Raw genomic sequence first — 23228 nt, 5'->3', positions numbered from 1 at the left:
CGCCCCGGGTGCCTGCTGGTGGATCAGGCTTGGGCGTGGGCCTTTATCAGGGGCTTTGCCGCCTGTGCTGCGGATACCGGCGCGGTGACCTGGGTGCGGGTGAACATCGCGAGGACGGCGGTGGCCAGGGACATCAGCAGGGCCTGGTGGTCGGCGTCGAGGTGCAGGCCGAAGCCGACGCCGAGGGCGACGATGGCCTGGACGAACCCGAGGATCGCGGCATTGACTCCGTCGTGGGTGCTCAGGGCGATCAGCAGGCCGAGGACTGCCGCCGCGGCGGCGTTGATGCCGGCCTGCTGGTCCGCCGATACGTGGATCCAGAACGCCGACACGAACTTGACGATCACGGCTATGAGCGCGAGCCAGAGAACGGGTTCTCTGCCGAAGATCTTGCCCATGTTCCTGCTCCTTGAAGGTGAGGTGCTGCGCATCTGTGGGGGCCTGTGATGCGCTGGCTGTAGGCCTTCTGCCACGTGGAGTGCGTGGCAATCGTCTCGGTGGGGTAACTCCCGTTCAGGCAGCGGGTACGGGCGCTCGACGCTGCAGGCGAGGCGGCTAATCGAACACTTGTCCACAGGGGTTATCCACACTGTGGAGAACTTCCTTCGGGCTGCTGACGGTCAATCACAAAAGAGAAACATTGCTCACATCATCTACACACTGCTGCGAACCTGGCTCCCCCAATCCACTCGGATGCCAGGAGTAACCGTGACTGATCCCGCCCCCTACTCGACTCCGCCGGCCGGCGGGCTGGCGATGAAGCGACGGGGCACCGTTGCCGTCTGGCTCGGTCTGCCGCTCATCACCCTGGGGATCTACCACCTTGTTTGGTACTACAAGATCCACCGGGAGCTCCAGGAGTACGACCGGCGACTGCACCTCAGCCCCGGGGGCAGCACGCTGGTGCTGATCTTCCTTGGCTGGACGCTCATCGCCCCGCTGGTCTCGTACCTCAACACCGGGAAGGCCATCGCGAACGCGCAGCGTGCCGCGGGGCTGCCGGTGACGTGCAGCCCTGGGGCGAGCTGCTGGCTGGTGTTCGTCTTCGGGCTGAACACCTGGTACATGCAGAGTCAGCTCAACCTGGTGGCCGAGGCCCATCGGGGGGTGGCGCCGGGTTCGCCGGTGCCGCTGGCGGCTTGAGCGAAGCCCGGTCGGGCTTCTGCGGTGTCGTCCGGGCGGGGTCAGGGCATGGCTCCGGCCCCGCCCGGCATGCTGCGGTCTGTGGACGGGCCGCGCGCGGGTCCTGCTGCGTCGAGATTGATTAGAGCTAAGCTAATTAGTGGAAACTTGATTGGCGCTAATGTAGTCTGGGTGCATGGAGTTGCGGCGGGTGTTCGACGATCTGGTGCGCTTCGAGACCGAGCTGTGGAACGGGATCGACGCGCGGCTGCAGCGTGACTGCGGGGTGCCTCTGGGCAGCTTCAACACGCTGCTGGTCATCGAGGCCACGCCGTCGTGCCGGGTCAATGACATCGTTGCGGCGCTCTCGATCACGGTCGGCGGTGCGAGTCAGGCGGTCGACCGGCTGGAGAAGCGTGGGCTCTGCGTGCGGCGGCCCCATCCGACCGACCGGCGGTCCTCGATCGTCGAGCTGACGGGCGCCGGCCAGGATCTTGTGAACACGGCCGGTCCGGTCTTCGACCAGGAGCTCGAGGCCTGGTTGCGGGGTCCGCTCACGGATGCGGCGCTCGGCCGGTTCGGCGCCGCGCTCGCATCGCTGCGGGCCGGGACGTCCCGTGCGTCGGTCTCGGTCGACACGCCCGCTGCGGCCGACACGGCCGACTCTTCCGAAGGGCCCTGATCGGGTCCGACACCCGCTGGCAACCGAAGGAGTTCCCCATGCTGCACACCGAGCAGGCGCGGGCAGTGCGCTTCGACCGCTACGGCGGCCGGGACGTTCTCTACATCGCCGAGGTGCCGATCCCGCGCCCGGCGGCCGGAGAGGTCCTGGTCGAGGTCCGGGCGGCGGGCATCAATCCCGGTGAGATCGGCATCCGAACCGGTGCGATGCACGAGCGGTATCCCGGGACGTTTCCGTCCGGGCAGGGCAGTGACCTGGCCGGCGTCGTCACGGCCGTCGGCGAGGACGTCACCGACCTCCAGGTCGGCGACGAGGTGCTCGGCTACTCCTGGCGGCGTTCGAGCCACGCCACCCATGTCGTGGTACCGGCGGAGCAGCTGATCCACAAGCCGGGCGGGCTCAGTTGGGCGGTGGCCGGCGCCCTCTACGTCGCCGCCTGCTCGGCGTGGGCGGCGGTGGACGCGGTGGACCCCCGGCCCGGTGAGACCGTCGCCGTCTCGGCCGCCGCCGGCGGGGTGGGCACCATCACCGTCCAGCTTCTCGCGCTGCGGGGCGTGCACGTGCTCGGTATCGCCTCGGCCGCCAACGCGGGCTGGCTGCGCGATCACGGTGCGACCCCGGTGCCCTACGGTGAGCGGCTCGCCGAGGACCTCGCCGCGGCGGCACCCGAGGGGATCGATGCTTTTATCGACCTTTTCGGCCCCGACTACCTGCAACTCGCCGTTGACCTCGGCATCCCGCGGGACCGGATCGAGACGATCATCTCGTTCGAGAAGGCGAAGGAGTTCGGCACCAAGGCCGTGGGCAGCGTGGAGGCTTCCAACCGCAAGGTGCTCACGGAGATGGCCGAGCTGGTCGCCTCCGGCCGGATCGAGATCCCGATCGCCGCCACTTACCCGCTCGACCGTGTCGGCGACGCGTTCGCCGAGCTTGAGCGGCGTCATACCCGCGGCAAGATCGTGCTCGTTCCCTAACCCGCCGGGGCCCTCGGAGCGGAGCGTCGCCGCCGTAACGGGCGGCCGTTTCCCGCGCCGCACCGACGAGACCTGACGGACCGACGGGCCTCGACCGACCGGCAGCGGGCCCACGCACCCCTCCGGTCCAGGTCAACGCACCCACCCACCCACCTGCCTGCCCGTCGCCCCTCCGCGCTGTCGGCCTGCGGCGGCGCGGCGCGGGGAACGGACGGGCCCCGGTCCCGGCCGGGTGGCCGGGGCCGGGGCCCGGTTCGTGCGAGAAGGGGATCAGGCCGGAACGATGTTCTCCGCCTGCGGGCCCTTCTGGCCCTGGGTCACGTCGTAGTTGACCTTCTGGCCTTCCTGGAGCTCACGGAAGCCCTGGGCGGCGATGTTGGAGTAGTGGGCGAAGACGTCCGGGCCGCCGCCGTCCTGCTCGATGAAACCGAAGCCCTTTTCGGCGTTGAACCACTTCACGGTGCCACTGGCCATACTGGATCTCCTCGCGAGGGCAGTCGCACCAGCGTCCGCGGTGTGCGGGCACCATGTCCTCGGTGGGTCTGCCTGCGGCGGATCCCGGGCAGCAAAAACGCCCGTGATCGCGATCACGGGCGAGACGAACTCGGGAGCCACGACTGCTACTGAGGAGAACGGTACCGGCAGTGGAGCCTCCCCGCCGACGGACACGGACATCGCTGCCCGGCGGGCCGGTGAATTCTCGCTGGTGCGGCCCGACTTCCGCTGCGAGCATGAGCCGGGTGATCCATCGCCGCATCCGCGTTCCCGAGTCCCTCGCCGCGTCCCACCGCACCTACTTCGGCGAGGCCGGGCGGGCCTGGATCACCGCGCTGCCGGCGCTGGCCGAGGACTGCCTGGACCGGTGGCAGCTGCGGCTGGACGGCACACCCCGCCACGGCGCCGTCGCGCTGGTGCTGCCGGTCGTCCGGGCGGACGGGACGCCGGCCGCGCTCAAGCTCCAGCCCGTGGACGAGGAGACCGCCGGTGAGCCGGCCGCCCTGCGGGCCTGGGCCGGACACGGCGCGGTCGCGCTGCTGGAGGCGGATCCGCGCACCGGTGCGATGCTGCTGGAGCGGTTGGACGCTGAGCGCTCGCTCGGCACCGTCGAGGACGACCTGGCCGCGCTGCAGACCCTGTCCGAGATCCTGTCCGGCCTGGTCGCCGTTCCGCCCCCGGACGGGTTGCGCCGCCTGGACGATCTCGCCGCCGCCGTCCTGGTCACGGCCGCTGCCGCCCGGCAGCGGCTGAGCGACCCGGCGGACCGGCGGCTGCTCGACGCCTGTGCGGGCTCGCTGCGCGAGGTGCTCCAGGAGCGGGAGCAGGAACGGGAACGGGGGCCGGAGCCGGTCGATCGGCTGCTGCACTGGGACCTGCACTACGACAATGTGCTCGCCGGGCTGCCGTCTTCGGGACGGGAAACCGGACCGGAGGGGGCATGGCTGGCGATCGACCCCAAGCCCCTCGTCGGCGACCCCGGCTTCGACCTCTACCCGGCGCTGTGGAACCGGTGGGCCGACGTGGAGCGGTCGGGGAACGTCGAGCGCTCGCTCCTCCGCCGCTTCGACCTGATGACCGAGGTGGTCGGCCTGGACCGGCAGCGCGCCGCGAAGTGGACGCTGGGCCGGGTGCTCCAGACCGCGTCGTGGAGCATCGGGAACGGCGAAGCCCGGATGCCGGCCGTCCCGGCCGCCGTCGCCCGGGTGCTGGTGGACCGGACCGACCCCAGTTCCCCGGCGTAGGACTTTCGTAAGCACGTCGAACAGGGTTCGGCGGGTGTCCCGGCTGTCTCATGGAACTGTGTCCAGACATCCACTTTTGTCCTTTCCCCCGAAACCGGCGGAACTGCAGTCGGCCTTCAGCTCCAAGCTGCACGAGCCGCGTACGGCCGTGGTGCTCGGGCGGTGGCTCGGTGCGACCTTCCTGATCTGCTTCGCGACCGGCCTGATCAGCCACGGGCTGCAGGATCCGCCCGGCTGGCTGCGCGGCCACCTGCCCAGCCGCCCGGTGGACGGCTACCGGGTCACCCAGGGCCTGCACGTCATCAGCGGTATCGCCGCGATCCCGCTGCTGGGCGCGAAGCTGTGGACGGTCTACCCCAAGCTGTTCGCCTGGCCGCCCGCGAAGAGTGTGCTGCAGGCGCTGGAGCGGCTCGGGATCGTGCTGCTGGTCGGCTCGGCGCTGCTCGAGGTCTTCACCGGGCTGCTGAACACCCTGCAGTGGTACCCCTGGCCGTTCCCGTTCCGGCAGACCCACTTCTGGCTGGCCTGGATCGCGATCGGCGGACTGCTGCTCCACATCGCGGCCAAGTGGCCCGAGATCGCCGCGAACTGGCGGAGGGTCAGGGCGGACCGGGAGGACGCGGACGCGGTGCCGGGGCGGCGGGCGTTCCTCGGCGGGGTGGCGCTGTCGGTGCTGACCGTCACGCTGGTCACCGCCGGGCAGTCGGTGCCCTGGCTGCGACGGCTCGACCTGCTCGCGCCGCGGCGTCCGGACCTCGGCCCGCAGGGCCTGCCGGTGAACCGCACCGCGCAGGCCGCCGGGACGGTGGACGTCTCCGGGGCCGACTGGCGGCTCGCCGTCACCGGTCCGCACCCGTACACGCTGTCGCTGGACGAGTTGGGCGCGCTGCCGCAGTACACCGCGCAGCTGCCGATCTCCTGCGTGGAGGGGTGGAGCGCCTCGGCCCACTGGACCGGCGTCCGGGTCCGTGACCTGGTGGAACGTGTCGGCGGCGACGGTACGGCGCGGCTGCGGATCGTCTCGCTGGACCGGGACGGGGCGTACGGGGTGACCGAGATGGAGGCGTCCTACGCGCGGGACCCGCTGACCCTGCTGGCGCTGCGGGTCAACGGGGACGTGCTGGCGGCCGACCACGGGTACCCGGCGCGGATCATCGCGCCGAACCGGCCCGGTGTGCTGCAGACCAAGTGGGTCGCCCGGCTGGAGGTGATCGCATGAGGGCCCAGCCGAGGGTGCGCCTGCGGGGGCAGGACGTGGCGCGGGGCCTGGTGCTGGCCGGCGGGCTGGCGCTGGTCGGCTTCGGGGTGGCCGGGTTCCTGGGGGAGCCGTATCTGAACGGGCACCGGCTGCAGGTGCTGCTGTGGGCCGCGGGCGCCATCGTGCTGCACGACGGGGTGTGGGCCCCGGTGCTGCTGCTGGCCGGCGCGGTGCTGGTACGGGTGGTGCCGGCGCTGGTGCGCGGGCCGGTGCTGGTCGGACTGATCACCGCGGCGGGGCTGACCGCGGTGGGGTTTCCGGCGGTGCTCCGGGAGGACCAGCACAACGGGAATCCGACGCTGCTGCCGCTGCCGTATCTGCGGAACTGGCTGCTGCTGCTCGGGCTGGTCGTCGTCGCGGTGGCGGTGTGGGTGGGGGTCGCGGCGGCAGTCGCCCGGCGGCGAGCCCGGCCGAAGGAACAGCCGCTGAAGCGGTCGGCTAAGTAGTCGGACAAAGTGACCGTAGGAGGGATGGGCCAATCCGGGGGGCACGCAGTTCCGAATCAGGGTGGTGAGTGGAAACCGAGACACAGCAGGGCAATCCGGTAATACCGTGCGTCGTCGTCTGGCCGCTGTTCCCTGGCTGCGGGCGGCGCTCGCCGCGCTGAGCGGGCTGGTGGCCGCGTTCGCCGCACTGGCGGTGGCGGAGCTGGTGGCGGCGGCGGTGCGACCGCAGGCCGGTCCGGTTCCGGCGGTCGGCGGGGCGGTGATCGACCGGACCCCCGGGCAGGTGAAGGACTTCGCGGTCCGGCACTTCGGGACCAACGACAAGCTGTTCCTGCAGTTGGGCATCCTCGCCCTGCTGGCCGTGTTCGCCCTGGCCATCGGTCTGGTCGCACTACGTTGGCGGCGGACGGGGGCGGCCGGGGTGCTGCTCTTCGGGCTGCTCGGCGCGGTCGCCGCGGCGTCCCGTCCGGACGCGAGCAGGTGGGACTGGATCCCCTCGGCGGTCGGTGCGCTGGTCGGGGCCGCGGTGCTGTACCTCCTGGCGGGGAGGCTGCGGGTGGCCGCGGCGGCGCCTGATCAGCAGCAGCCGCAGGACGCGAAGGACGCGAAGGACGCGAAGGACGCGCCGGGGCCGCAGCAGGCGAAGGGGGCGTTCGACCGGCGCGGGTTCGTGGTGCTGGCGTTGGCGGCCTCCGCCGCCTCGGCCGGGGCCGGCCTGCTCGGGCGGAAGCTCAACGCCGCCGACTCGGAGCAGGCCACCGCCGAGCGGGCCGCGGTCACCATTCCGCGGCCGGGCTCCCGGGCGGCCACGCTGCCGCGCGGGGTGGACCTGGGCATCCCCGGGCTGAGCGCCTTCACCACCCCCAACCCGAAGTTCTACCGGGTCGACACCGCCCTGGTCGTCCCCGCGATCGACGCCTCGACATGGCGGCTGCGGATCCACGGCAAGGGCGTGGCCAAGGAGTTGAACCTCAGCTACCGCGATCTGCTGGCACGTGACCTGATCGAGCGTGACATCACTCTGACCTGTGTCTCCAACGAGGTCGGCGGCCCGTATCTGAGCAACGCCCGTTGGATCGGCGTGCCGTTGGCCGCGCTGCTGCAGGAGGCCGGGGTACGGCCGCCGTCCCGGGGCGGGCCCGCGGACCAGCTGGTGGCGCGCTCGGTCGACGGCATGATGATCGGCAGTCCGGTCGACACGGTGATGGACGGCAGGGACGCCATGCTCGCCGTCGGCATGAACGGCGAGCCGCTGCCCTTCGCGCACGGCTTCCCGGTGCGGATGCTGGTCCCCGGCCTCTACGGGTACGTCTCGGCCTGCAAGTGGCTGAAGGACCTGGAGTTGACCACCTTCGACGCCTTCGACGCCTACTGGGTACGGCGTGGCTGGTCGCAGCGGGCGCCGATCAAGACCGAGTCAAGAGTCGACACTCCCAAGCCGTTCGCGCAGCTCAGCGCCGGAAAGGTGGCTGTCGCCGGGGTGGCCTGGGCGCAGCGCAAGGGCATTGAGCGGGTCGAGGTGCGGGTGGACGGCGGCGCCTGGCAGATCGCCGACCTGGCCGCCGAGGACACCGTGGACACCTGGCGGCAGTGGGTCTGGCAGTGGCCGGCCGCACCGGGTTCGCACCGGATCGAGGTGCGCGCGACCGACCGTACCGGCTACACGCAGACCGACGCACGGGTCGGCACGGTGCCGGACGGGGCGACCGGTTGGCATTCGGTGGTGGTCAATGTCAGCTGAGGGAAGAAAAACTGACGATTCAACAAAAAGTATGAGAAAAGCACCAATCCATGGCCCAGTGGGCACCGAATGACAGACAAGACAAAGGAGACTTACTCATGATCACCAGCCGCATCTCCCGTATCGCCATCGCCTCGGCCACCGCGGCCGGACTCGCCATCGGTGCCGCCGCCTGTTCCAGCGGCAGCGGCAGCACCAGCGCGGGCAGCAGCAGTCCCGCACCTGTCGCCACCTCGGATGCGCCGTCGGCGCCCGCCTCGGCGAGTGCGATGGCGGACCAGCCCTTCGGCCCGGCCTGCGCCACGGTTCCGGCGTCCGGCGCGGGCAGCTTCGACGGCATGTCGAAGGACCCGGTCGCCACGGCCGCGTCCAACAACCCGGCGCTGTCCACCCTGGTGGCGGCGGTGAAGGCGGCCGGCCTGGTGGACACCCTGAACAGCGCCCAGAACATCACCGTGTTCGCGCCCGACAACGCGGCCTTCGCCAAGATCCCGAAGGCGACCCTGGCCAAGGTGCTGGCCGACAAGGCGATGCTCACCAAGATCCTGACGTACCACGTGGTGGGCCAGAAGCTCACCCCGGCGCAGCTGGCGAGCGGCACCTACCCGACGCTGGAGAAGCAGTCGCTGGCCACCGCGGGCAGCGGTGACGCGTACAAGGTCAACAGCACGGCGAACATCGTCTGCGGCAATGTCCAGACGGCGAACGCCAATGTCGAGATCATCGACACGGTCCTGATGCCGCCGTCGTAGTCGCCGCTTCCGGGATCGGTCCGGGCGAAGATGTTTTCGTCCGGACCAATCCGTTCGAGCGACAGCCTCGAATGCCGGGTGCAGACCCACACCTCCGGAGGTACGCATGCACGCGGCAGCACGCGGCGACCAGCCCGCGGCCCCTGGCTCCGCCACCGGCCCCGGCGCACTGGAGACGCTGCTCGACCGCGTCTCCAGAGGCGACCAGAAGGCCTTCGAGACCGTCTACTCGGCGGTCGCCGGGCCCGTCCTCGGCCTCGTCCGCCGACTGCTCCGGGATCCGGCGCAGTCGGAGGAGGTGGCGCAGGAGGTACTGATCGAGGTCTGGCGCTGCGCCGCCAGGTTCGACCCCGAGAAGGGCAGTGCCATGTCCTGGGTGATGACCATGGCGCACCGGCGGGCGGTGGACCGGGTGCGCTCCGCGCAGGCGTCCACCGACCGCGAGCACCGGGCCGCGGTACGGGACCACACCCCCGCCTTCGACGAGGTCAGTGAGCAGGTGGAACGCCGGCTCGAACGCGAGCAGGTGCGCCGCTGCCTCAGCTCGCTGACCGAACTGCAGCGCGAGTCGGTCCTGCTGGCCTACTACCGCGGCTGCACCTACCAGGAGACCGCCGATCTGCTCGGTGCCGCCCTGGGGACCGTGAAGACCCGACTCCGGGACGGACTCATCCGGCTCCGCGACTGCCTGGGGGTGACCTCGTGACCAGTGCCGATCTGCACACGCTGACCGGTGCCTACGCCCTGCACGCGCTCTCCGATCGCGAATCGGAGGAGTTCGCCCGGCACCTCACCGCCTGCGCCGCCTGCCTACAGGAGGTGCGTGAGCTGCAGGAGACCGCGGCCCGGCTGGCGCTGGCCGCGGCGGAGACACCGTCCGGCGAGTTCCGGGCCCGGGTGATGGCGGCGATTCCGGAGGTGCGGCAGCTACCGCCGAGAGTGCCCGCGTCGGACGGCCCGGCCCTGTCCCCGGCGCAGCGGTGGCGCCGCTGGCGGCACCGGATGCCGCAGCTCGCCCTGGCCGCCTGCCTGGTGGTGGCGATGGTGGCCGGCGGGTTCGCGATCAGCGCGGAACACCAGGTGCAGCAGCAGCGGACCCAGGTGGTGCAGGCCCAGTCGCAGGCGGCGGCGCTGAGCGCGCTGCTCGCCGCGCCGGACGCGCGCTTCAGCACCGACGCGGTGAAGGGCGGCGGCAGCAGCACGGTCGTCACCTCGGCCTCGCTGCGGCAGACGGCCTTCGTGTTCCACGGGCTGGCGCCACTGCCCTCGGCGAAGGTGTATGAGCTCTGGTACAGCAAGGACGGGCAGATGGTCCCGGCCGGGCTGGTGCCGTCGACGGCCGACGGAGCGACGATGCTGACCGGCACGCCCGACGGGGCAGTGGCGGTCGGGATGACGGTGGAGCCCGCGGGCGGCTCGGCGAGGCCGACGAGCGCGCCGGTGGTGCTACTGCCGTTCGCCGCGACCTGAGGTCGTCGGGCCGGGGGGTGGGAGAGGCGGGCGGGCCTTGCGGGGCCCGCCCGCCTTCGGCTTTGGTGCTGCTGGTTGCCGACTGTACATACTAGTAGGTACAGTCGTCGCATGAGCACTCCTGAGCGACTGATCGAGAGCACCCAGGAACTCCTCTGGGAGCGCGGCTACGTCGGCACCAGCCCCAAGGCGATCCAGCAGCGGGCCGGGGCCGGCCAGGGCAGCATGTACCACCACTTCAAGGGCAAGCCCGAACTGGCGCTGGCCGCCATCCGCCGCAGCGCCGAGCAGCGGACCGCCCTCGCCGAGGAGCAGTTCTCCGCCCCCGGCACGGCGGTCGAGCGGATCGCCGACTACCTGCGCCGGGAGCGCGACATCCTGCGCGGCTGCCCGATCGGCCGGCTGACCCAGGATCCCGAGGTCGTCGCCGACCCGGTGCTGCGGCAGCCCGTCGCCGAGACCTTCGAGCACCTGCGCGGACGCCTGGTCGCGGTGCTCACCGAGGGCCAGGCGCTGGGGGAGTTGGACCCCACCCTCGATGTCGTCAACACGGCCGCGATGGTCGTCGCGGTGCTGCAGGGCGGCTATGTGCTGGCCCGGGCGGCCGGGTCGACCGAGCCGTTCCAGCAGGCCGCGGAGGGCGCCATCGCCTTGCTGGCGGCCCGTCAGCTCACTTGAGCAGCAAGGAGGTTGGTGCTCCCGTGCTGACGCACGCGATGCAGTACACGATCACCCTGCCCGCCGACTACGACATGGCGGTCATCCGCAGGCGGGTGCGGGACCGGGGCCCGCTCACCGACGACTTCCCCGGCCTGGTGCTCAAGGCGTACCTGGTCAGGGAGCGCGGGGTGGACGGCTCCCCGGTCAACGCCTATGCCCCGTTCTACCTCTGGGGCGACTCCGCGGGGCTCGGCAGCTTCCTCTGGGGCGGCCGGGGCTTCGGCGGGATCGTCACCGACTTCGGCCGCCCGACCGTCCGGCACTGGATCGGCGCGGGCCTGGCGGCGGGACCGTCCGCGCGGCTCACGCCGCGTGCGGCGACCCTGCACCGGACGGTCCTGCCGGACGGCGCCGACCCGGCCGGGGCTATGGCCGAGGCCGCCGCGGACCTCGCCGCCCGGGCCGGTACGGCCGGTGTGCACACCACCGCCGTCGCCCTGGATCCGGACCGCTGGGAGCTCGTCCACGCGACGCTCTGGGAACGGGAGATCCCCGAGGGGGTCCTCGGCGACCGCTTCCAACTGCTGCACCTGTCCGCGCCCGGCCTGGGTGAAGAACGTCCGAGCGAACTGGAGCTGTCGTGAAGCCTTTGACCCCCGCCGTCCTCGACCGGGCCGCCGGTTACCGCCTGGTCGGCGAAATCCAGGACGAGCAGGAGCAGTTGGCCGTCCTCGGCCGGTTGGACGAACTCGCGCCCGGTTTCCCGGACTGGATCGTCACCGCCCTCTTCGGCGGCACCTACCAGCGCGAGGGCCTGGCGCTCCGGGACCGGCAGGTCGCCAACCTGGCCGCGCTCACCGCGATGGGCGGCGTGGAGCCGCAGTTGGCGACGCATGTCCGGGTGAGCCTGCGGGTGGGTATGGCCAGGGAGGAGATCGTGGAGGTGATGACCCACCTCGCCCCCTACGTCGGTGTGCCGAGGGCGCTGGCCGGACTGCGGGTGGTGGCAGCGGTCCTGGCGGACCAGGACGGGGACCAGGACGCTGAGCAGGACGGGGAACGATGACGGCCCTGGTCCGGACCGTGCTCGGGGACGTGCCCGCCCGGGAGTTGGGCGCGGTGGACTCCCATGACCACCTCCATCTGCGCAGCGCGCAACTGCCCGGCCAGGAACTGGACGACCAGGCCGCCGCCGCGGCCGAGTTGGGGGCCTTCCGGGCGGCCGGCGGCGGCACGGTGGTCCAGTGGACGCCGTACGGTCTCGGCCGCCGGGCGGAGCGGCTGGCGGAGCTCTCCCGGGCGACCGGGGTGCACGTCCTCGCCGCGACCGGGTTGCACCAGGCCCGGCACTATCCGCCCGGGGCGGTCGAGCGGGCGGGCGACCTGGCGCGGCTGTTCGTCCAGGAGCTGACCGAGGGGCTGCGGGCGGACGACGGCGCGCCGCTGCCGGTGCGGGCGTCGCTGGTCAAGGTGGCCGGGAGCTACCACGGTCTGGACGCCCACGCCCGCACCGTGCTGGCCGCCGCGGCCGAGGCGCACCGGGCCACCGGCGCGCCGATCGCTGTGCACCTGGAGCAGGGGACGGCCGCAGCGGAGGTGCTGGCGCTGCTCTGCGACCGGCTGGCGGTGCCGCCGGAGCGGGTGGTCCTCGGCCACCTCAACCGCTTCCCCGACCTGCGGCTGCACCGGGAGGCGGCGGAACGCGGAGCCTACCTCTGCTTTGACGGTCCGTCAGCCGCCCATCACGCCACCGACTGGCGGCTGCTGGACGCGCTGAAGGAACTGGTAGACGCGGGCCACGTCCGGCAGTTGCTGCTGGGCGGCGACACCACGACCGCCCGGGCGCGATCCTTCGGCGCGGGCGGGGCGGGGCCGGGGATGCCCTTCCTGCTGACCGGGCTGCGCCCGCGGCTGCGCCGGGAACTCGGCGAGGAGGCGGCCGAGCTGCTGTTCGTCGGCAACCCGGCACGGGCCTTCGCACTGCCCGACCCGGACTGAACCGAGCGCGGCGGGCTAGGGCGCGGAGTCCTTGACCTTGGGGCTCAGCGCGTAGGCCCTTATCGGGGTCATCCCGCCGTAGCCGGGCAGCGACACCGTGTCCTGGGTGCCCACGTGGGCGCAGGTGTTGACCTGGTTGCCGGTCTTCGCGCTGGCGTTGTTCAGGGCGACCTTGGTGTTCACGGCCGGGGCCTTCGCGGTGCCGCCGGGGAAGACCAGGCCGGACGGCCAGTCCGCACCGATCACCAGGGTGACCTTCGTGCCGGTGGTCTGCTTGAGCGCGCTGGCCGGGAGGCCGAGGCTGGCGGCGACCTGCTTGGCGTTGTCCAGGCGGCCGGTGCCGTACTCGATCGAGGTGGTCTTCACCGTGTTGCTGGGCGCGTTGCCTATGGTGCTGTTGCTGCTGTAGCCCTGCTGCACCAGCGCGTCGTGCAGGGCGGTGGCCCGCCCGGGGGTGGTGCTGCCGTTCTCCACCCGGACCGCGATCTGGCTGGACGGCACCGACTTGTAGGTCGGGGCGGCCGAGGCCGCGGCGCTCGCGGTCGCCGAGGCGCCGGCCGCGGTGGCCTTGCCGGTGGCGGTGGTCAGCGACTGGTCGTTGCTGATGCTGTTGAACAGGGTCTGCGCGCCGGCTGCTATCACCAGCCGGTTGGGGTCCGCGGGGTCGGCGCCGGTCTGCATGGTGGTGAAGGTCATCCGGTCGGTCGGGACCTTGTTGAGGTCGTCGGCCAGGCCGAGCAGGCTGGTGATGCTCTTCAGCTTGCTGTCGACGGTCAGCGCCTTGGTCGCGGCGGTGGCGAGGCTGAGCATCCGACCGGGGTTGGTGAAGGTCTTGGAGCTCTTCATCGCGTTGATGGTCTGGGTCAGGAATATGTGCTGGGCGTCCGCCCGGCCCAGGTCGCCGCCGTTGCCGAAGCCGTGGCGGGTGCGGACGAACTCCAGCGCGGCGAGGCCCTTGAGGACGTGCGTCCCCTTCTTGAGCTTCAGGTGCGAGTAGGGGTCGTAGACGTTGTTGTCGACGCAGACGCTCACCCCGCCGACGGCGTCGGACATATTGACCACGCCGCTGAAGTCGATCATCGCGAAGTGGTCGATCGGGATGCCGGTGAGCTGGTGGATGGCCGCCACGCTGCAACCGGGGCCGTAGGTCAGCACGCTGTTGATCATCCCGGTGCCCGCGTCGCGGTGGGCGCCGGTCTTGGCGTCGGTGCAGGCCGGGAGTTCGGTCTCCAGGTCGCGCGGGATGCTCATCACCGTGGCGTTGGAGCGGTCGGCGGAGATGTGGACCACCATCTCGACGTCGGCGTTCGCGCCCGGGCCGCAGTCGCCGCCGATCTTGCAGTCGGCCTTGTTGTCGCGCCCGTCCGAGCCGATCACCAGCAGGTTGATCGGGGTGCGGCCGAAGGCGTCGGCCTTCTCCACACCGGCGTTGCCGGTGGTGCCGTTGAAGAGGTTGTCGCTCTTGATGTTGTGGTCGAGCTTCCAGGCGGTGTAGCCGAGGTAGCCACCGCCCGCGACCAGCGGGGTCAGCAGCACCAGGGCGACGATCAGGACGACCTTCTTCCGGCCGCCCTTGCCGCGCTTGCGGCTCTTCCGCGCCGCGGCCCGTCCCCCGTACTGGACGTCGCCGCCCGATGCGGACGGGGTCTGCGAGGATGTGCCTCCGCCGCGTCGGGCGGCAGCCCTGCCGCCGGTCCTGGCGTCGGTCATGGTCACATCCTTTGTTCAGAACGGTGCAGGAGGGAGGACTGTCCGCTCCCGGTCTCCGGTTCCACGGCTGGGCAATCTAGCAAGTGTTCCTGGGTACTGCGTGAGGACGGTTCGCCGGATCGTACCTCGCAGGTGTAAGGGTCTACTTTGCCACGCGCCATCTTCGGACGGGTGTGCGGGGGTCGGTCGTCCGGCCTTTTCGATCGTACAGAGCCTGGTGGGACCGAACTTTTGATCGTTGACTGCGTATGCAGCGGCCCGGAAAATGAAGGTCCGTTATTCAGGCGTATCTGAAGGGTTATGTACTGCTTTGATACTGATCGATGCTGTGACGAAGCGGTATCCGGACGGCACCACCGCGGTGGACCGTCTCACTCTTGAGATACCCGACGGTTCCATCACGGTGCTGGTCGGCCCCTCGGGGTGCGGCAAGACCACTACCCTCCGCATGATCAACAGGATGATCGACCTCACCGAGGGCCGGATCACCCTCGACGGCGCGGACATCCGCGATCAACCCGTCAACGCGCTGCGCCGGTCCATGGGCTATGTGATCCAGAACGCGGGGCTCTTCCCGCACCGCACCATCGCGGACAACATCGCCACCGTGCCCCGGCTGCTCGGCTGGGACCGCAGGCAGGCCAAGACCCGTGCGCTGGAGCTGATGGAGCGGGTCGGCCTGGACGTCTCGCTGGCCAAGCGCTACCCGTACCAGCTCTCCGGCGGCCAGCAGCAGCGCGTCGGGGTGGCCCGCGCGCTCGCCGCGGACCCGCCGGTGATGCTGATGGACGAGCCCTTCTCCGCGGTCGACCCGGTGGTCCGCAAGGGGCTCCAGGACGAACTGCTGCGGATCCAGTCCGAGCTCGGCAAGACCATCGTCTTCGTCACCCACGACATCGACGAGGCCATCAAGCTGGGCGACATGGTCGCGGTGCTGCGCGAGGGCGGGAAGCTGGCCCAGTACGCGCCCCCGTCCGAGCTGCTGTCCGCGCCCGCCGACCCCTTCGTCGAGGACTTCCTCGGGGTCGACCGCGGGGTGCGCCGGCTGTCCTTCTTCACCGCCGCCGGGGTCGAGCTCAACTCCGTGCCGGTGGTCGCCGTCGACAGCGGCGCCGGGCAGATCGCCGAGCGGATGATCCCGCAGATGCCGTACCTGCTGGTCACCGACACCGAGGGCCGGCCGCTGGGCTGGGCCGAGGGGAAGAAGCGGATGTCGGGTGACGAGACTCTCATCCCCTACGGCCACAGCTTCACCGCCGGACGGGACTCGCTGCGGGCCGCGCTCGACTCCGCTGTGATCTCGCCCACAGGGTGGGCGGTCGCGGTGGACGAGAACGGACGCGCGGTCGGCGTCGCCTCCCAGGAGACCATCGCCGCCGCGATCCGGGCCGCGCACGCCGAGAGGCAGGCGGACGCCTGATGGGGGGCTTCTTCGACCTCCCCAGCGACCTGCAGCACAGCTGGGGCGGGCTGATCCTGTGGCACCTCCAACTCGCGCTGATACCGGTCGTGTTCGGGCTGCTGATCGCACTGCCGGTGGGCCAGCTCTGCGCCCGCTACCGCTGGCTCTACGGGCCGATGCTCAGCGTCAGCACCGTCCTCTACTCGCTGCCCTCGCTGGCCTTCTTCGTGGTCCTGATCGACTGGACCGGCCAGAGCGACACCACCGTGGAGATCCCGCTCACGGTCTACAGCCTGGTGGTGCTGATCCCGGCGATTGTGGACGGGGTCCGCTCGGTGTCGGACGAGACCCATGCGGCGGCGACCGCGATGGGCTTCGGGCCGATCCGCCGCTACCTCCAGGTGGAGCTGCCGATCGCGGTCCCGGCGATCTTCGCCGGACTGCGGGTGGCCACCGTGTCCAGCATCAGCCTGGTCAGCGTCGGCGCGCTGATCGGCAACCAGGGCGCGCTGGGCAACCTGCTGGCCGACGCCAGCCAGTACCACCGCCCGATCCTGGCGTGGAACTCCGTGCTCACCACGGCCGTCCTGGCGATCCTCATCGACGGCCTGCTGGTGCTGCTGCGCCGGCTCCTCACTCCCTGGGCGGTGCGGTGAACATCTTCCACTTCGCCAATGTCTTCTTCAGCGACCGCGCCCACTGGCACGGTCCCGGCGGCATCCCCACCCGGCTCTGGGAGCACGTCCAGTACACGCTGATGGCCCTCGGCATCGCCGGGGCGATCGGGCTGCCGGTCGGCCTGGTCACCGGGCACACCGGGCGCGGCGGCAACGTCCTGGCGATGATCGCCACCGCGGCCAGGGCGCTGCCGAGCTTCGGCCTGCTGGTGCTGCTCACCATTCTGATGGGGCTCGGGCTGACCCCGGTGATGGTGCCGCTGGTCGCCCTCGCCGTCCCGCCGATGCTGGTCACCACCTACGAGGCGATCCGCACGGTGGACCGCTCGCTGGTGGACGCGGCGCGCGGGATGGGGATGGGCCCGGCCCGGGTGCTGTTCCAGGTGGAGCTGCCGGTGGCGCTGCCGCTGGTGCTGAGCGGGATCCGCTCCTCGGCCATCCAGATCGTCTCCACGGCCACCATCGCCGCGTATGTCTCCTTCGGCGGGCTCGGCCGCTACATCGTGGACGGCCTCTACCAGGTGGACTACTACCAGGTGGTGGGTGGCGCGGTGCTGGTCGCCGGGCTCGCGGTGGTCACGCTGCTGCTGTTCTGGCTCGCCGGGCGGCTGTTCGTCTCGCCCGGGGTGCGGCGGCAGCGGTAGTCGCTGGCAACAGCGGAGGGGGCCACCATCGGTGGCCCCCTTCGTTTCTGACGAATGTTGTTGACGACGGGTCAGCGCTCGGCGCGGGCCAGTGCCAGTTCCAGCACCACCAGCAGCGCGTCCCTGACCGAGCCGCGCTCGCGGGCGTCGAACAGCACCAGCGGCACGTTCTCGCCGATGTCCAGTGCCCAGCGCACCTCGTCCAGGTCGTGGCCGAGGCTGCCGTCGAAGACGTTCACCCCGACCGCGAACGGCAGGCCCTTGTTCTCGAAGTAGTCGACGGCGGCGAAGCAGTCGTCCAGCCGCCGGGTGTCCACGATGACCAGGCCCCCGAGCGCGCCCTCCACCAGGTCGTCCCACATGAAGCCGAAGCGGTCCTGCCCGGGCGTGCCGAAGAGGTACAGCTTGAGCGTGGGGTCCAGGGTGATGCAGCCGAAGTCCATGGCCACGGTGGTCGTGGTCTTGTGCGGGGTGTGGGTGAGGTCGTCCACGCCTGCGGCGACCTCGGTGATGCTGGCCTCGGTCGTCAGCGGCTCGATCTCGGAGATCGCGGCGACGGTCGTGGTCTTTCCCACCCCGAAGCCGCCCGCGATCACCATCTTCACGGGCAGCGGCGGGCGGGCGGTCGCGGTGCTCATGGTGCTTCCACCGATCGGGCTAGGGGGTGTCTGACGGATATCCGCGGATGAAGGAGCGGGGTCCGGTGCGTGCGGTCGCAAGGCGGCGGAGCGCCCTTGTAGCGGAGCTACCAGGGCGGTTCGGCAACGCGGCGAGCGTGCGTGCCGGGCACCGCGACGCCGCGGAGATCCGTCAGACACCCCCTAGGCAGGGCGGTTGTCACGCGGGAGCCCTCGGGAGTCGGGGACGGCGCGGAGACCATCGATAACCCTTCGCAGTACGGAGACGTCCTGGGCGGTGCTGGCCTGCGGTACGTAGACGGTCAACTGGCCCGCGCTGCGCAGGTCGTCGGCGATCACCCGGACCACGTTGAGGTGCAGTCGCAGCCTGGCGGCCAGCTCGGCCAGTGACTGCGGGACGCGGCAGGCGTCGACGATGGCATGGTGCTCGAAGGTGAGCCGCTCCAGCGCGGAGAGGCCCTGGGAGGTGGAGACCACCTGGGTCTCCAGCGGCAGCGGCCCGCCGGTGCCCCCGCCCGCGGCGAAGCCCGCACCGGCCACCCGGCCCGCGGTGAGCAGGAACGGGCGTACGGCGAGGCTGCTGCGGGTGGCCTCCACCGGGGCCACCACCGGCGCCGGCGCCGGTGCGGGCTCCGGCTGCGGCGGAGGAGGTGGCGGAGGAGGTGGCGGGGGAGGCGGTGGCGACGGCGCGGGGGGCGGCGCGACCGGCGGCTGCGGACGCGGGGCCGGCTCCGGCTCCTCGTCCGCCATGACGTACGGGCGCAGGGGACGTACGACCCCGGGCGAGGGCGCGTCGTACCCGCCGCCGGTGGTTGTCGCGCTGCCCACCATGGTCGTCCTCCCCTAGGTCCGTGCCCCCGTGCGGATGTTGGTCACTGCTGGTCAGCCACCGATCGGTGCGCCGACCCCGTTCTTGAGCTCGATGATCAGCTGCGGGCTGAGCGCCGCCCCGGCCCGGTTCGCGAACAGGGTCATCTCATAGGCGACGTTGCCGAGCTTGGCCTCCTTGGAGGCCACCACGCCCAGGACCGAGCCGTTGCCGATGGAGGAGACCAGCAGGTGGCCGCCCTCCAGGTCGATGATGACCTTGTTGAGCGCGCCCAGGCCGTAGTTGCCCGAGGCCCCGGCGGCGAGGCTGGTGATGCCGGAGACGATCGCGGCCAGCCGCTCCGAGTCGGCCGGGTCCCGGAGCCGGGACACGGCGATCAGCAGGCCGTCGGAGGACACCGCGATGGCGTCCACCACCCCTGCCGTCTCGGTGGCGAATCGGTTCAGCAGCCAGGTGAAGTCGGCGGCGGCGCTGCGGAGGTCCGCCGGCGCCGCGGGATCCGACGATCCTGCGTAGGGGGAGCCTGCGCCATGTGTGGGCGTGGTCACGGTCCCACTCCTTCCGGAAGTTCCTGCGGTGCGGTGTGCTCGGTGGTGCGGACATCAACGGTGTGGAGGTTCAGCGTGGCCTCGCGCTCGGCGAGTGCCACGGCTGCCTCGAACTCCTCCAGCGAGGAGCGGACCTGCTCGGCGTCCTGCTCCGGCAGGGGTGCGGACGGGATCACGGACGCCGCTCCGGCGCTCGGCGCGGACGTGCTGAGCGTCGCTCCGCGGACCCGCCGGCGCAGGCCCTCGGGCCGGCTCGCCTCGGCTGCCGCGGGGGCCGGCTCGGGTGCGTGGGTGTGCACCGGCTCCTCCGCCGTCCGCCGGACCGCGCGCCGGGGCAGGCCGCCCTCGGTGGCGGGCGCCAGCGGGACCGAGACCGGGGCCGACAGGGCCGGTCCCGACCGGGCCGCCGGGAAGCCGGCCGGCTCGGCGGGCGCCGGGGTGGCCAGCGCGGTCGGGGGCGGAGGGGCCAGCGGAGCGGCGGGGGCCGCCGGTGCCGCCGCCAGCAGCTCCGCCGGGACGGTGACCAGGCTGGTCACGCCGCCGCCGGGGGTCCTGGCCAGGGTGACCGTGATCCCCCAGCGCCGGGCCAGGGTGCCGACCACGAAGAGGCCGAGCACCTTGGTCGGCACCAGGTCGAGCCGCTCGCGCCGGACCAGCCGGGCGTTCTCCTCGGCCAGCCGCTCCGAGCCCATGCCGAGGCCGTGGTCCACGATCTCGATCGCGGCCTGGCCGCCCGCCGCCGACCGCACGGTGACCTCGACATTGCTGTGCGCGGGGGAGAAGGCGGCGGCGTTCTCCAGCAGTTCGGCCAGCATCAGCACCAGGTCGCCGACGATGTCGGGGGACACCGTCGCGTCGGTCTGGGTGCGCAGCGCCACCCGCTGGTAGCCCTCGATCTGGCCGAGGGCGGCCCGGACCACATGGGTGACCGCGGCCGGACGGCCGTCCAGCTCGGACTCGCGGATGCCGGCCAGCAGCATCAGGCTGTCGGCGTTGCGCTGCATCCGGACCGCGATGTGGTCGATCCGGTACAGCTGCTCCAGCAGCCCCGGGTCGGTCTCACCGCGCTCCACCGCGTCGATCAGCGCGAGTTGACGGGAGGTCAGGTTGCTGACCCGGCGGCCGATGTTGCCGAACATCTCGGCGATGTTGCGGCGACTGGTGACCTGGCGTTCCAGCAGACCGGCCGCGGTGACCTGGACCAGGTTGAACGCCTCGGCCAGCGAGCCGAGTTCGTCCCTGGCGACGACCGGGAGCGCCTCCAGCCGGGCCGGGCTCTCGTCCACCGCGTCGTCGTCGGCCACCCGGGAGAGCTCGGCCTCGGAGACGCTCGCGACCTTGCGCGCGGCGGCGGTGAGCCGCTGCACCGGGCGGACCACCGAGTGCCGGATCAGCACCGAGAGGGTCACCCAGGTCACCGAGATCAGCAGGGCGAGCAGCAGCAGCAGGATGGCCCGCCACCAGGCGGTGCTCGACGTGCTGTCAGCGGTGTTGGCGATCTGCTCGGTCAGCGAGCGGGTGATGGCCAGCCGGGTCGCCGACTCCTTGACCACCTGCTGGAAGGTCGGCTCGACCGCGTCCCGCTGGGCCTCCTGCAGCGAGGCGGCGGTGACCGGGCCGGTCAGCGGCGAGGGGTCGACCTGGAGCTGCGAGGACTGCATGTCCAGGAACTTCTCGCTGCTGTTGTAGTCGATCCCGTTCAGCGCCTCGGCCTGGGCCGGGGTGGCCAGCCGGTTGAAGCGCGCCTTCTGCTCGGTGTACTGGGCCTGGAAGCCCACGGCGGCCATGAACTCGATCATCGCGTTGCTGCCGGTGGTCTGCGCGGACAGCAGGCTGCTCTCGAAGGCGGAGTGGGTGCTGTCGGCCCGCAGCAGCGCGTCGAGACGCTGGCTCAGCAGTTGGTCGCCGCTGTGGCTGGTGTCCAGGCCGAGGCCGTCGACCAGGCTGTCGGCGGCCAGCTCGTAGCCGCTGTCGATGATGTTGGCGACCATCTGGCCGGAGCCGACCGGGCCGCGGACCTGGTCCAGCGCGTCGACCTGCTGCAGCGCGACCGCCTCGGCGGCGGGCAGCGAGGAGCCGAAGGCCTGGCGGACCGCGGCGGCCTGGGCCTGGGTGACCGCCACCGCCTGCTTGTAGGCGCCGGCGTCCGGGCGCTTGCTGCCCCGCTTGAGCTCGGCCAGGTCGAAGCGCGCGGCCAGGATGTTCGCCTGCTGGTGCTCGGCCTGGACGTCGTCGACCAGCTGCACCACCTGCTCGCTGGCGCGGAACAGGTCGGCCTGGTTGCCGGCCGAGCCGGCCGTCTGGATCTCGCTGTTGACGATCACCGCGAACAGGATGGCGATCACCACGACCGGGATCACCACCAGCAGGTTGAGCTTCTGCCGGAACGGGACCCGTTCGATGGCCAGCCCGAACCCGGCCCGGAAGCCGCGCGGCTGCGCCGCCCCGGCGGGTCGTGACGACTCGGGAGGGAGGGGGGTCGAGGGTGCGTCCGGCGTGGCCGGGCGCGCGTCCTGCCAGGACAAGTGAATCTCCTCGATCGGCTCGGGAGCCTGAAGACTGACGGTACGTCTGCTCGAACCGGAACGCCGGTATCGAAAATCCGACCTCGCGGAGACTACCGGCTCTCATGCCAAGATCGTCAGTGGGGGTTGTGAACATTGTGATACGAAGTCATCAATATGCTTCCCCGATGAGCAGTTCGCGGCGCAGTATCACTGCCTTACGCGTGCTGAGGGCGCAGGTCAGGCCAGGGGCGGGGCCGCAGCCGGAGCCGACCACCGGTCGGATGCCGGTTGACTGGCCATGAGGCGAGCGGATTTGATCGCCCCTGAGTTCTGCCAGCTACGCCGTCAAGCCCGCGCACCGCACCACGCTCCTTCTCACCTTCGGAATGGAACATGACCTCCACCGGTACCAACGGCCGTCGCATAGCCGCCGCCCTCATCGCCTCTGCTGCGGCTGTCTCGATGGCCGCCTGCTCTTCCTCCACGAAGACCAGCGGCAGCAACCCCCTCGCCGCCGCCCCCAAGGCCTCGGCCACGGCCGGTGGCCCGGTGGTCATTGGCGGCAACAACTTCCCCGAGAGCACCCTGCTCGCCGACATCTACGGCGGGGCCCTCAAGGCCAAGGGCGTCACGGTCAGCTACAAGTACCAGATCGGCAGCCGCGAGATCAGCTACGGCCTGCTGAAGAACGGCACCATCACGGTGATGCCGGAGTACAACGGCGCCCTGCTGGCGTTCCTGGACCAGGCCGCGGTGCCGACCTCCACGGACGACACCGACACCCAGCTGTCCGCCAAGCTGGCCAGCAACCTGACCCTGCTCAACCCGTCCCCGGCCGAGGACAAGGACTCGCTGACGGTCAACGCGGAGACGGCGGCCAAGTACAACCTGACCGCGTCCTCGAAGATCTCCGACCTGTCGAAGATCGCCGGTGACCTGGTGCTCGGTGCGGCCCCCGAGTTCCAGACCCGCAAGGAGGGCCTGGTCGGGCTGAAGTCCGTCTACGGCCTGACCTTCAAGAGCTTCAAGGCGCTGGACGCGGGCGGCCCGCTCACCGAGGGCGCGCTGGGCAAGAACAGCATCCAGGTGGGCGACATCTTCACCACCGACAGCACCATCAGCGCCAAGAAGTGGATCACCCTGCAGGACGACAAGGGCCTCTTCGGCTACCAGAACGTGATCCCGGTGGCCCAGAAGGGCGCCCTGTCCCAGGCCGGCATCGACGCGCTCAACGCGGTCTCGGCCAAGCTGGACACGCCGACCCTGCTGGACCTGGACACCAAGATCGGCAACGGCACCGACCCGGCCGCGGCGGCCACCGCCTGGCTGCAGTCGGTCGGCCTGGGCTGACCCGTCCGGACCCGTCCGGGTCCGAAGCACGACGAAGGGCCGCCCACCGCGCGATGCGGTGGGCGGCCCTTTTTGATGTCC

At 71.3% G+C, this 23228-nt stretch carries 26 protein-coding genes; 19 read left to right on the top strand and 7 right to left on the bottom strand.

All coding sequences use genetic code 11. The features are described from left to right. Positions 1-23: 23 nt before the first annotated feature. Positions 24-398 carry a hypothetical protein gene (locus ACEZDG_RS12380; RefSeq protein ID WP_380507064.1) on the bottom strand — a complete coding sequence of 125 codons (375 nt, stop codon included), beginning with the start codon at positions 396-398 and terminating at the stop codon, positions 24-26. Between the two features lie 358 nt (positions 399-756). Here ACEZDG_RS12380 and ACEZDG_RS12375 point away from each other — a divergent pair, with 358 nt between their 5' ends. The 3 genes from ACEZDG_RS12375 to ACEZDG_RS12365 all read left to right on the top strand — a co-directional run bounded on the left by ACEZDG_RS12375 (position 757) and on the right by ACEZDG_RS12365 (position 2778). Then, positions 757-1143, top strand: coding sequence for a DUF4234 domain-containing protein (locus ACEZDG_RS12375; RefSeq protein WP_380508505.1), 387 nt, complete (start codon positions 757-759; stop codon positions 1141-1143). Between the two features lie 175 nt (positions 1144-1318). Then, positions 1319-1804, top strand: a complete 486-nt coding sequence (locus ACEZDG_RS12370) for a MarR family winged helix-turn-helix transcriptional regulator (RefSeq protein ID WP_380507061.1) — start codon at positions 1319-1321, stop codon at positions 1802-1804. Positions 1805-1842: 38 nt separating this feature from the next. Beyond that, on the top strand, positions 1843-2778 hold the full coding sequence (locus ACEZDG_RS12365; protein WP_380507058.1) for an NADP-dependent oxidoreductase: 936 nt from the start codon (positions 1843-1845) through the stop codon (positions 2776-2778). A gap of 270 nt (positions 2779-3048) precedes the next feature. Here ACEZDG_RS12365 and ACEZDG_RS12360 read toward each other — a convergent pair whose 3' ends face one another. After that, positions 3049-3252, bottom strand: coding sequence for a cold-shock protein (locus ACEZDG_RS12360; protein WP_380507054.1), 204 nt, complete (start codon positions 3250-3252; stop codon positions 3049-3051). Positions 3253-3518: 266 nt separating this feature from the next. On the opposite strand from ACEZDG_RS12360, the gene ACEZDG_RS12355 reads away from it, so the two are divergent. The 11 genes from ACEZDG_RS12355 (at position 3519) to ACEZDG_RS12305 (ending at position 12842) form a co-directional block, all read left to right on the top strand. After that, complete coding sequence (locus ACEZDG_RS12355; protein WP_380507051.1) at positions 3519-4517, top strand: aminoglycoside phosphotransferase family protein; 999 nt, start codon at positions 3519-3521, stop codon at positions 4515-4517. A gap of 76 nt (positions 4518-4593) precedes the next feature. Beyond that, complete coding sequence (locus ACEZDG_RS12350) at positions 4594-5736, top strand: molybdopterin-dependent oxidoreductase (RefSeq protein ID WP_380507048.1); 1143 nt, start codon at positions 4594-4596, stop codon at positions 5734-5736. Further along, positions 5733-6221 carry a hypothetical protein gene (locus ACEZDG_RS12345; RefSeq protein WP_380507045.1) on the top strand — a complete coding sequence of 163 codons (489 nt, stop codon included), beginning with the start codon at positions 5733-5735 and terminating at the stop codon, positions 6219-6221. Before ACEZDG_RS12350 ends, ACEZDG_RS12345 begins: the two co-directional genes overlap by 4 nt. Positions 6222-6327: 106 nt before the next feature. Continuing rightward, complete coding sequence (locus ACEZDG_RS12340) at positions 6328-7962, top strand: molybdopterin-dependent oxidoreductase (protein ID WP_380507043.1); 1635 nt, start codon at positions 6328-6330, stop codon at positions 7960-7962. A 101-nt stretch (positions 7963-8063) separates the two neighbouring features. Next, entirely contained in the window at positions 8064-8714 is a 651-nt protein-coding gene (locus tag ACEZDG_RS12335; RefSeq protein WP_380508502.1) for a fasciclin domain-containing protein, read from the top strand. A 106-nt stretch (positions 8715-8820) separates the two neighbouring features. Further along, on the top strand, positions 8821-9420 hold the full coding sequence (locus ACEZDG_RS12330; protein WP_380507040.1) for a sigma-70 family RNA polymerase sigma factor: 600 nt from the start codon (positions 8821-8823) through the stop codon (positions 9418-9420). Next, positions 9417-10184: an anti-sigma factor gene (locus tag ACEZDG_RS12325; protein WP_380507037.1), complete on the top strand. Its 768-nt coding sequence runs from the start codon at positions 9417-9419 to the stop codon at positions 10182-10184. The genes ACEZDG_RS12330 and ACEZDG_RS12325 overlap by 4 nt, the downstream gene beginning before the upstream one ends. A 111-nt stretch (positions 10185-10295) precedes the next feature. After that, positions 10296-10862, top strand: a complete 567-nt coding sequence (locus ACEZDG_RS12320; RefSeq protein ID WP_380507034.1) for a TetR/AcrR family transcriptional regulator — start codon at positions 10296-10298, stop codon at positions 10860-10862. Positions 10863-10885: 23 nt separating this feature from the next. After that, positions 10886-11488 (top strand): DUF4865 family protein, encoded by a 603-nt coding sequence (locus ACEZDG_RS12315; RefSeq protein ID WP_380507031.1) that lies wholly within the window; start codon positions 10886-10888, stop codon positions 11486-11488. After that, on the top strand, positions 11485-11910 hold the full coding sequence (locus tag ACEZDG_RS12310; RefSeq protein WP_380507028.1) for a carboxymuconolactone decarboxylase family protein: 426 nt from the start codon (positions 11485-11487) through the stop codon (positions 11908-11910). Before ACEZDG_RS12315 ends, ACEZDG_RS12310 begins: the two co-directional genes overlap by 4 nt. Continuing rightward, positions 11907-12842, top strand: coding sequence for a phosphotriesterase family protein (locus ACEZDG_RS12305; protein WP_380507025.1), 936 nt, complete (start codon positions 11907-11909; stop codon positions 12840-12842). Before ACEZDG_RS12310 ends, ACEZDG_RS12305 begins: the two co-directional genes overlap by 4 nt. Before the next feature lie 15 nt (positions 12843-12857). Here the strand turns inward: ACEZDG_RS12305 and ACEZDG_RS12300 are convergent, their stop codons facing one another. Next, entirely contained in the window at positions 12858-14552 is a 1695-nt protein-coding gene (locus ACEZDG_RS12300; protein WP_380507022.1) for an LCP family protein, read from the bottom strand. A 310-nt stretch (positions 14553-14862) separates the two neighbouring features. On the opposite strand from ACEZDG_RS12300, the gene ACEZDG_RS12295 reads away from it, so the two are divergent. The 3 genes from ACEZDG_RS12295 to ACEZDG_RS12285 are packed head-to-tail and all read left to right on the top strand — an operon-like array spanning position 14863 to position 17275. Next, positions 14863-15972, top strand: coding sequence for an ABC transporter ATP-binding protein (locus tag ACEZDG_RS12295; RefSeq protein WP_380507019.1), 1110 nt, complete (start codon positions 14863-14865; stop codon positions 15970-15972). After that, entirely contained in the window at positions 15972-16610 is a 639-nt protein-coding gene (locus ACEZDG_RS12290) for an ABC transporter permease (protein WP_380507016.1), read from the top strand. The genes ACEZDG_RS12295 and ACEZDG_RS12290 overlap by 1 nt, the downstream gene beginning before the upstream one ends. Beyond that, positions 16607-17275 carry an ABC transporter permease gene (locus tag ACEZDG_RS12285; protein ID WP_380507013.1) on the top strand — a complete coding sequence of 223 codons (669 nt, stop codon included), beginning with the start codon at positions 16607-16609 and terminating at the stop codon, positions 17273-17275. The genes ACEZDG_RS12290 and ACEZDG_RS12285 overlap by 4 nt, the downstream gene beginning before the upstream one ends. Before the next feature lie 71 nt (positions 17276-17346). Here ACEZDG_RS12285 and ACEZDG_RS12280 read toward each other — a convergent pair whose 3' ends face one another. Next, positions 17347-17913 carry a GTP-binding protein gene (locus ACEZDG_RS12280; RefSeq protein WP_380507010.1) on the bottom strand — a complete coding sequence of 189 codons (567 nt, stop codon included), beginning with the start codon at positions 17911-17913 and terminating at the stop codon, positions 17347-17349. Between the two features lie 183 nt (positions 17914-18096). Further along, positions 18097-18519: a DUF742 domain-containing protein gene (locus ACEZDG_RS12275; RefSeq protein WP_380508500.1), complete on the bottom strand. Its 423-nt coding sequence runs from the start codon at positions 18517-18519 to the stop codon at positions 18097-18099. Here ACEZDG_RS12275 and ACEZDG_RS12270 point away from each other — a divergent pair. Further along, on the top strand, positions 18500-18760 hold the full coding sequence (locus ACEZDG_RS12270; RefSeq protein ID WP_380508563.1) for a hypothetical protein: 261 nt from the start codon (positions 18500-18502) through the stop codon (positions 18758-18760). The two genes, ACEZDG_RS12275 and ACEZDG_RS12270, sit on opposite strands and share 20 nt — an antisense overlap. A gap of 35 nt (positions 18761-18795) precedes the next feature. Here ACEZDG_RS12270 and ACEZDG_RS12265 read toward each other — a convergent pair whose 3' ends face one another. Both ACEZDG_RS12265 and ACEZDG_RS12260 read right to left on the bottom strand, forming a co-directional pair. After that, positions 18796-19290: a roadblock/LC7 domain-containing protein gene (locus ACEZDG_RS12265; protein ID WP_380507007.1), complete on the bottom strand. Its 495-nt coding sequence runs from the start codon at positions 19288-19290 to the stop codon at positions 18796-18798. After that, a complete protein-coding gene (locus tag ACEZDG_RS12260) occupies positions 19287-21815 on the bottom strand; it encodes a HAMP domain-containing sensor histidine kinase (protein WP_380507004.1) in 2529 nt (842 codons plus the stop codon). The genes ACEZDG_RS12265 and ACEZDG_RS12260 overlap by 4 nt, the downstream gene beginning before the upstream one ends. Positions 21816-22190: 375 nt before the next feature. On the opposite strand from ACEZDG_RS12260, the gene ACEZDG_RS12255 reads away from it, so the two are divergent. Continuing rightward, the gene (locus tag ACEZDG_RS12255; RefSeq protein WP_380507001.1) at positions 22191-23147 is read left to right on the top strand and encodes an ABC transporter substrate-binding protein; all 957 of its coding nucleotides are present in this window, start codon (positions 22191-22193) and stop codon (positions 23145-23147) included. The last annotated feature ends 81 nt before the right edge of the window (positions 23148-23228 follow it).

Source organism: Streptacidiphilus alkalitolerans, assembly GCF_042511045.1.
GTDB lineage: Bacteria > Actinomycetota > Actinomycetes > Streptomycetales > Streptomycetaceae > Streptacidiphilus > Streptacidiphilus alkalitolerans.
Note: the sequence above shows the minus strand (reverse complement) of the source record. Positions and strands in the feature narration are given on the sequence as shown.

Coding starts and splice junctions, on each gene's coding strand:
- ACEZDG_RS12345 (WP_380507045.1), top strand. CDS start 5,733: ATGAGGGCCCAGCCGAGGGTGCGCCTGCGGGGGCAGGACGTGGCGCGG.
- ACEZDG_RS12330 (WP_380507040.1), top strand. CDS start 8,821: ATGCACGCGGCAGCACGCGGCGACCAGCCCGCGGCCCCTGGCTCCGCC.
- ACEZDG_RS12300 (WP_380507022.1), bottom strand. CDS start 14,552: ATGACCGACGCCAGGACCGGCGGCAGGGCTGCCGCCCGACGCGGCGGA.
- ACEZDG_RS12290 (WP_380507016.1), top strand. CDS start 15,972: ATGGGGGGCTTCTTCGACCTCCCCAGCGACCTGCAGCACAGCTGGGGC.
- ACEZDG_RS12360 (WP_380507054.1), bottom strand. CDS start 3,252: ATGGCCAGTGGCACCGTGAAGTGGTTCAACGCCGAAAAGGGCTTCGGT.
- ACEZDG_RS12305 (WP_380507025.1), top strand. CDS start 11,907: ATGACGGCCCTGGTCCGGACCGTGCTCGGGGACGTGCCCGCCCGGGAG.
- ACEZDG_RS12365 (WP_380507058.1), top strand. CDS start 1,843: ATGCTGCACACCGAGCAGGCGCGGGCAGTGCGCTTCGACCGCTACGGC.
- ACEZDG_RS12375 (WP_380508505.1), top strand. CDS start 757: ATGAAGCGACGGGGCACCGTTGCCGTCTGGCTCGGTCTGCCGCTCATC.
- ACEZDG_RS12380 (WP_380507064.1), bottom strand. CDS start 398: ATGGGCAAGATCTTCGGCAGAGAACCCGTTCTCTGGCTCGCGCTCATA.
- ACEZDG_RS12255 (WP_380507001.1), top strand. CDS start 22,191: ATGACCTCCACCGGTACCAACGGCCGTCGCATAGCCGCCGCCCTCATC.
- ACEZDG_RS12370 (WP_380507061.1), top strand. CDS start 1,319: ATGGAGTTGCGGCGGGTGTTCGACGATCTGGTGCGCTTCGAGACCGAG.
- ACEZDG_RS12280 (WP_380507010.1), bottom strand. CDS start 17,913: ATGAGCACCGCGACCGCCCGCCCGCCGCTGCCCGTGAAGATGGTGATC.
- ACEZDG_RS12320 (WP_380507034.1), top strand. CDS start 10,296: ATGAGCACTCCTGAGCGACTGATCGAGAGCACCCAGGAACTCCTCTGG.